Genomic DNA, 5,748 nt, shown 5'->3' with positions numbered 1-5,748 from the left:
GATGCCGGCGAGATAGCCACCGAACCCGCCGACCATCAGCACGGCTGCCGCCGCCGCCGAAAGCCACCAGCGCGAGCGCCAGGCAGGCGTCCGCGCCGGCGCTTCGCCAAGCACCGCGTGCCGTAGCCTTGCCGGCACCGGTTCGTCCATCACGCCGGCCAGGGCGGCGCGGAGCGCCGCACGGTCGGCTATGTAACGGGCGCTCTTCGCCTTCATTTCGGGATTGGCTTCGAGCCAGGCGTCATAGGCCATGCGCTCCTCGCCCGGCAGCTCGCCATCGAGGGCCATGTGGATATCGCGTTCGGTGAAATCGCGCCGGGTCATCGCTCGACGATCCTTATCGAGCGGCGGCGCGAGGAGTCGTCCAGCAGGCCGCGCAGTTCCTCGCGGCCGCGCGCGATGCGCGACATCAGCGTGCCGGCCGGCACGCCCAGGATGTTGGCGGCCTCGGCATAGGAAAAGCCTTCGATAGCGACCATGACCAATGCCGCACGGCGATCGGGGCCGATCGCCTGCAGGGCATCCATGATCTCGCGCGAGGCTATGCTTTCGACCTGATCGGCGGGCGCGGCCTGGGCTTCGCCGGCTTCCAGAGGCAACATTGCCGCCTCGCCTCGCCGGTTAACCTTGCGCATCTGGTCGATGAACAGATGATGCATGATCGTAAACAGCCACCTCCTGGGGCTTTCTCCAGTTTGCCAGTTGTCGAGCCGCACAAGCGCCCGCTCGAGGCAGTCCTGGACGAGATCGTCGGCGGAATCGCGGTCGCGCAGCAACGAGCGCGCGTAGCGGCGCAGACGCGGTATCTCGCTCAGGATCGCTGCCTTCTTGTCGTCCATGACCGCTTGTTTCGTGGTCGTCTTCCATTCGATTGAACGCGCCTTCCCGGCGCGGCGCAAGCAGCCAGCACGAAGCGGACCACCCGCTCCGGTACCCAAGCACCTGGATAACGCCGGCGGATGCCGGTTTATTCCCGGCGCGAGCGGAACCGGAACCAAGGTTGAATACCGGTTCTGGCCATTGTATATTCGTCATTGAATATCTTGCATATTCATCTTAGAATATACGCCGGAGGAATTCGACAATGTCTTTGTATATCCGCGATGACGAGGTTGACGCGCTGGCTCGTCAGCTGCAGTCCGCGATCAAGGCGCCCACGAAGACTGAAGCCGTGCGGATCGCGCTCAAGCGTGAGCTCGAACGGGCACATGCCGTCCTCCCACTAAGCGAGCGCATTAGAAAGTATCAGGACGCAGCGAGGGCGCTCGGTCCGGACGACCTGGACTTCGACATGAAGAAATTCATGGACGAAGGATGGGATGACCTCTGATGTTTCTCGATGCTTCCGCTATCATCGCTATCATATCGGAAGAGCCGGATGCGAACCGCCTTCTTAGGAAAATGGAAGCCGCCGAGAAGCTTTATTTCTCGCCGAGTTCCGCATTCGAGGCGATTGTTGGGATAGCTCGCAGGAAATCCGTAGCGGAAAACGGCGACCAGCTTCCGACGCCACCCGTCCTGATCGAACGATGTCAAATCATCGTCTTGGGTTTCCTGGCCGAACTCAAGGCCGTTGAGGTCCCGCTGGACACGCGGATCCGAGAACTCGCTGTAAGGGCCGCGCAAGATTATGGTCGATATGTGGGCCACCCAGCCAAACTGAATTTCGGCGACTGCTTCAGCTACGCATGCGCCAAAGCCTATCGCGTACCTCTGCTCTACAAAGGCAACGACTTCTCGCAGACCGATCTGGCCTGACCTTTATTCGGCTCCTAACCTCGCCGCCCTTGTCAGCAGACGCTGATAGAAAAGTCCGATGCCGATCAGCACGGCGCCCAGACCGATGAAGGAGAGTGCGCGCAGCACGCCTTCCAGCTCCGACATGTCGAAGAGGAAGACCTTCAGCACGGCGACCGCTATGAGCACGGCCGAGGCAATGCGCAGCACCTGCGACCTCAGCCAGACGCCGGCGGTCAGCAGCGCCACGCCGATGACCAGCCAGAGCGCCGAATAGGTATAGGTCTCAAGCTGGCCGAGGCCGCTCCACAGGCCGATAAACTCGCCCTTGAACAGGCGCCGGACCGACAGCGTGGCGTAGGCGAAGGCGAGCAGCGAAGCGACCAGCGCCAGCATCGCGGCATACCATCTCGGGCGCCTCTCGCGGACATAAAGCGCCAATGCTCCTGCTGCGACCGCCGGCAGCAGATAGGCGAGCAACAACAGGTTGAAGAACGGGACGGCGCCGGTCGATTCATCCGTCAGCAGCGGGTTCAGCACCACGAAATGCCGAATGACGATGAAGGCGACCGAGAGCACGCCGGCGGCCATCGAGCCATAGCGCAGCACCGGGCTCGGCGAGCGCAGGTCGATGGCGACCAGTATGGCGCCGGCGCCGAGCGCGATCAGCGTGTAGATCGCCTGCTCGGCAAGGGTGACGGGGCCGGTGTCGATGACGCCGCCATGCATGGCATGGCGCACCAGCATCGCAATCGTGAGCAGGCCGAACAGCGCCGAGGCCGCTTCCATGGCAAGACGCGGCCGTCCGTTGGTGGTGCGCGCGAGTTGCCAGGCGGCGAAGCCGAAGGCGAGCGCCGGAACGCCATAGCCCGGCAAGAGCCAATTGAAGACCGGCGTCCTCGACAGTGCCGCCGCGCCCACGATGGTTGGATCGAAGGCGACGCGGCCGAGCACGGCGACCGCCGCGCCGACCGCGATCCAGCCCAGCACCGGGAAGCTGCGCCAGCGCGTCGCGAGCGCCGGCACGACGGCGGCGGCGCCGAGCAGCACCGTCGTCCAGCCGGAGCCGAAGGCCATGTGCAGCATCAACAAGCCTGCGACGCCGCCGCCGCCGAGCGCGAAGGAGACGGCGGGGCCGCCGCGGAGCGGCGGTTCCTCGGCGCGCGCGATCCACTCGCCGCCGGCGGCAAAGACGAGCACCAGAAGCAGGGCCGGCAGCGCGTAGCCAAAATCGCGGTCGATGCCGCCGAAGGTGAGCCAGAGCGCGGTGAGCACGACCAGCGGCACAATGACACCCCAGGCCGCCCAGGACGCGGCGCGGATGGGCGCAGCAGCCGCAAAGCGGCGCGCGGCCCAGAACCCGGCTGCGACGAAGACCAGGGCAAGCGCGATGCCGAGGCGGAAGGTCAGCGTGTCGGATGCGGCCAGCGGCTCGGCGCCCAGGCCGACATCCAGCGCATCGGCGCCGATGGTGGCGGGCGGGATGATGCCGAGATAGATCAGCGCGGTCGCCAGGCCGGCGGCGAAGAGGAGCGGCAAGGCGCGCGGCCGGTAGAGCGCCACTGCCAGCAGCGCGGCGAGCAGCACCGCGCCGTGCGAGGCATAACCCGCCTTGGCAAACACCGGATCGACCGACAGCCCGAGCGCGGTCAGCGCAACGAAGAAGCCGGGCGCGATTGATGGCCAGTCGAAGCAGGGCTCCGCGTCGTCGCGGCCAGCAGTCAAGAAATCGGCTAGCCAGACGAAGCCGAGCACGGCAAGCGAGGCCAGGCTGATGAACAGCACCGTCGAGAGATTCACCTCCGGTGCATTGGTCATGTAGACGATGGTCCAGATGCCGGTGCCGGCGAAGGCTGCCGCGACAAGCGCCTTCCAATCGCGGATGCGGGCGATAGCCGCCGTGGCGGCAAGCACGATCGCCAGGTAGACGAACAGCGCCCACGGGTTCGGCGCCTCCGAGGCGACGAGGGCCGGCGTCACCATGGCACCGACGAGGCCGATGCCGGCCAGCGCCAGGCCGTGGACCAGCGAGACGGCAATGGTGGCGACGCCGATCGCGCCGAGCAGCGTGAAGGCGAGCGCGGGGCCGATAAAGCCGTAGATGCCATAGGCTGCATAGACGGTGCCGAACAGGATGAAGGCGCCGGCGCCCGTCAGAATCGCCGGGATGTAGGCGCCGGCAGCTCCCTGCACCGGCACCCGGAAGCCGGTGCGGCGGATGAACTCGGCGCCGGCAAGCAGCACAAGACCGAGAACGCCGGCCATGGTCAGTCGCACGCCGGGGCCGAAAATGCCGGCCTCGATCGTGTAGCGGATCAGGAACAGGCCACCCAGCGCCAGCGCGATGCCGCCGACCCAGACCGCCCAACGCGTGCCGAGGGCCGTCTCGACATCGCGGGCGGCCCTTGCAGGTACTGCCGCTTCGGCCGGCGCGGCAGGTTGCGTCAATTGTCCCTCTCCGGCGGGTTCGGACGGAGTCCCCTCGCCCGCTTGGGCTGGCGCTTCGGCTTTTGGCTCGTCGGGCGTCGCGGCGGCTGTGGCCTGCGGGGCTGCTTCACCTGCCGGCGACGTGACCGCTGCGGCAATCACGGCGGGACCTTCGCCTGCAGCAGCTTCCGCGACCTCGCCAGGCCGGGGCGCGGGCTGCGGGATGCCCGAAAGCACCAAGCTGCGCAGCGCGCCAAGCTCGCGCTCGATCAGTCCGAGGCGCGTTTGCTGGCGTGAAATGATGACGAATAGAGCGATGACGGCGGCAATGGCGATCAGGCCGAAAAACATGGCGGTTTCCCCTCAAAACCGTGCCAGTCGTGGCCGACAAATGCGGCGATGAGACGGCTACCCAATCAGCGCCCTGCCGGCCTGCAAGATCGAGCATGTTTCGGCGCCGATTGCCAGCGACCGCAGGCTTTATCCAACGGCGATACGTCGAAGCGGCTGAGGCTCGGGCCGCAAATTGCCGGCCGCTCGCCGCGGACCACTCGTGCTATCCTCGAACGCTAGCGGGAATTAACAAGAGGATGACCGATGCCGCAACGAAGCGCGGGCCTGCTGATCTTCAAGCAAACCGCCGGTGTGTTCGAGTTCCTGCTGGTCCATCCCGGCGGACCGTTCTGGGCAAGGAAAGATGAAGGGGCCTGGTCGATCCCGAAGGGGCTGATCGACGATGGCGAGGACGATCTCGTGGCCGCTCGGCGTGAGGCCGAGGAGGAGCTAGGCGTCGCGATCGACGGCGATTTCCAGCCAGTCGGCAGCTACAAGCAGCCGGGCGGTAAAATCGTGATCGCCGGGAGCGTCGAAGCGGACATCGATGTGGATGCCGTCAGGAGCAACATGTTCACCATGGAATGGCCGCCAAGGTCGGGAGCCATGAAGGAATTTCCCGAAGTGGACAAAGCCGGCTGGTTCTCGCTCCCAGACGCCGGTCTCAAGATCCTGAAAGGCCAGCGTCCCATCCTCGACGATTTTCTGGAGCGACGGCGAGCCGATTAGATCCTCGCCTCATTCGCGGCAATCACCTTCACCGCCACCTGATGCCGGCGCAGCGCCGCGAGGAATCCAGCGCGGGCGTCGGGCGGCTCGATGCCGCGCGGCTCATAAACGTGGCGGGTGAAGAAGAAGCCGGTCAGCCGGAAGGCGTCCTCGAGCGCCGCGGCATCGGCGCGCACGCCGGTGCCGCGCTGCAGGAAGGCCGGCAGCGCCAGCATCTTGTCGTGCCAAGCCGCGCCCGCGGCGCGCGAGACGGCGCGTCCGGATTTCGGCGAGACATAGGCGAGATCCTGCCGTGATCCGGTCGCCGCGCACTGGCTGAGGTCGAGGCCGAAGCCGAGTTCATCCAGGATCAGCAATTCGAAGCGCGCCACCAACTCGCCCGCGGCATCGGCATCGCCCAGATGGGAGATCATCACCGCAAGAGCCTCGTAGAGGCCGCCATGGGCATCGCGTTCGGGCAGAAGCCTGAGATGCGCGGCCATGGTCTGCAGGCCGTAGACGGCGACTGCGCTGTCCATCAGC

At 66.1% G+C, this 5,748-nt stretch carries 6 protein-coding genes and 1 pseudogene; 3 read left to right on the top strand and 4 right to left on the bottom strand.

Annotated features, from left to right (window positions below; genetic code table 11):
- A pseudogene (locus EOA79_RS28745) lies at positions 1–324 on the bottom strand (anti-sigma factor); the annotation flags it as partial.
- The gene (locus tag EOA79_RS28740; protein ID WP_066998131.1) at positions 321–839 is read right to left on the bottom strand and encodes an RNA polymerase sigma factor; all 519 of its coding nucleotides are present in this window, start codon (positions 837–839) and stop codon (positions 321–323) included. The pseudogene EOA79_RS28745 and the gene EOA79_RS28740, both read right to left, overlap by 4 nt.
- A 245-nt stretch (positions 840–1,084) precedes the next feature.
- On the opposite strand from EOA79_RS28740, the gene EOA79_RS28735 reads away from it, so the two are divergent.
- Both EOA79_RS28735 and EOA79_RS28730 read left to right on the top strand, forming a co-directional pair.
- Entirely contained in the window at positions 1,085–1,330 is a 246-nt protein-coding gene (locus tag EOA79_RS28735; protein ID WP_066997434.1) for a type II toxin-antitoxin system VapB family antitoxin, read from the top strand.
- The gene (locus EOA79_RS28730; RefSeq protein WP_095823677.1) at positions 1,330–1,758 is read left to right on the top strand and encodes a type II toxin-antitoxin system VapC family toxin; all 429 of its coding nucleotides are present in this window, start codon (positions 1,330–1,332) and stop codon (positions 1,756–1,758) included. The genes EOA79_RS28735 and EOA79_RS28730 overlap by 1 nt, the downstream gene beginning before the upstream one ends.
- Positions 1,759–1,761: 3 nt before the next feature.
- Here the strand turns inward: EOA79_RS28730 and EOA79_RS28725 are convergent, their stop codons facing one another.
- Entirely contained in the window at positions 1,762–4,515 is a 2,754-nt protein-coding gene (locus tag EOA79_RS28725; protein ID WP_095823678.1) for a DUF2339 domain-containing protein, read from the bottom strand.
- A 246-nt stretch (positions 4,516–4,761) separates the two neighbouring features.
- Between EOA79_RS28725 and EOA79_RS28720 the strand changes: the two genes are divergently transcribed.
- The gene (locus EOA79_RS28720; protein WP_128293515.1) at positions 4,762–5,226 is read left to right on the top strand and encodes an NUDIX domain-containing protein; all 465 of its coding nucleotides are present in this window, start codon (positions 4,762–4,764) and stop codon (positions 5,224–5,226) included.
- Here the strand turns inward: EOA79_RS28720 and recO are convergent.
- Positions 5,223–5,748: DNA repair protein RecO (gene recO / locus EOA79_RS28715; RefSeq protein WP_128293513.1), on the bottom strand; the 526-nt coding region annotated here is incomplete at its 5' end. The two genes, EOA79_RS28720 and recO, sit on opposite strands and share 4 nt — an antisense overlap.

This window comes from Mesorhizobium sp. M1A.F.Ca.IN.020.03.2.1 (genome assembly GCF_004023205.1).
Classification (GTDB): domain Bacteria; phylum Pseudomonadota; class Alphaproteobacteria; order Rhizobiales; family Rhizobiaceae; genus Mesorhizobium.
This window is presented reverse-complemented; position numbering and strand designations above follow the sequence as displayed.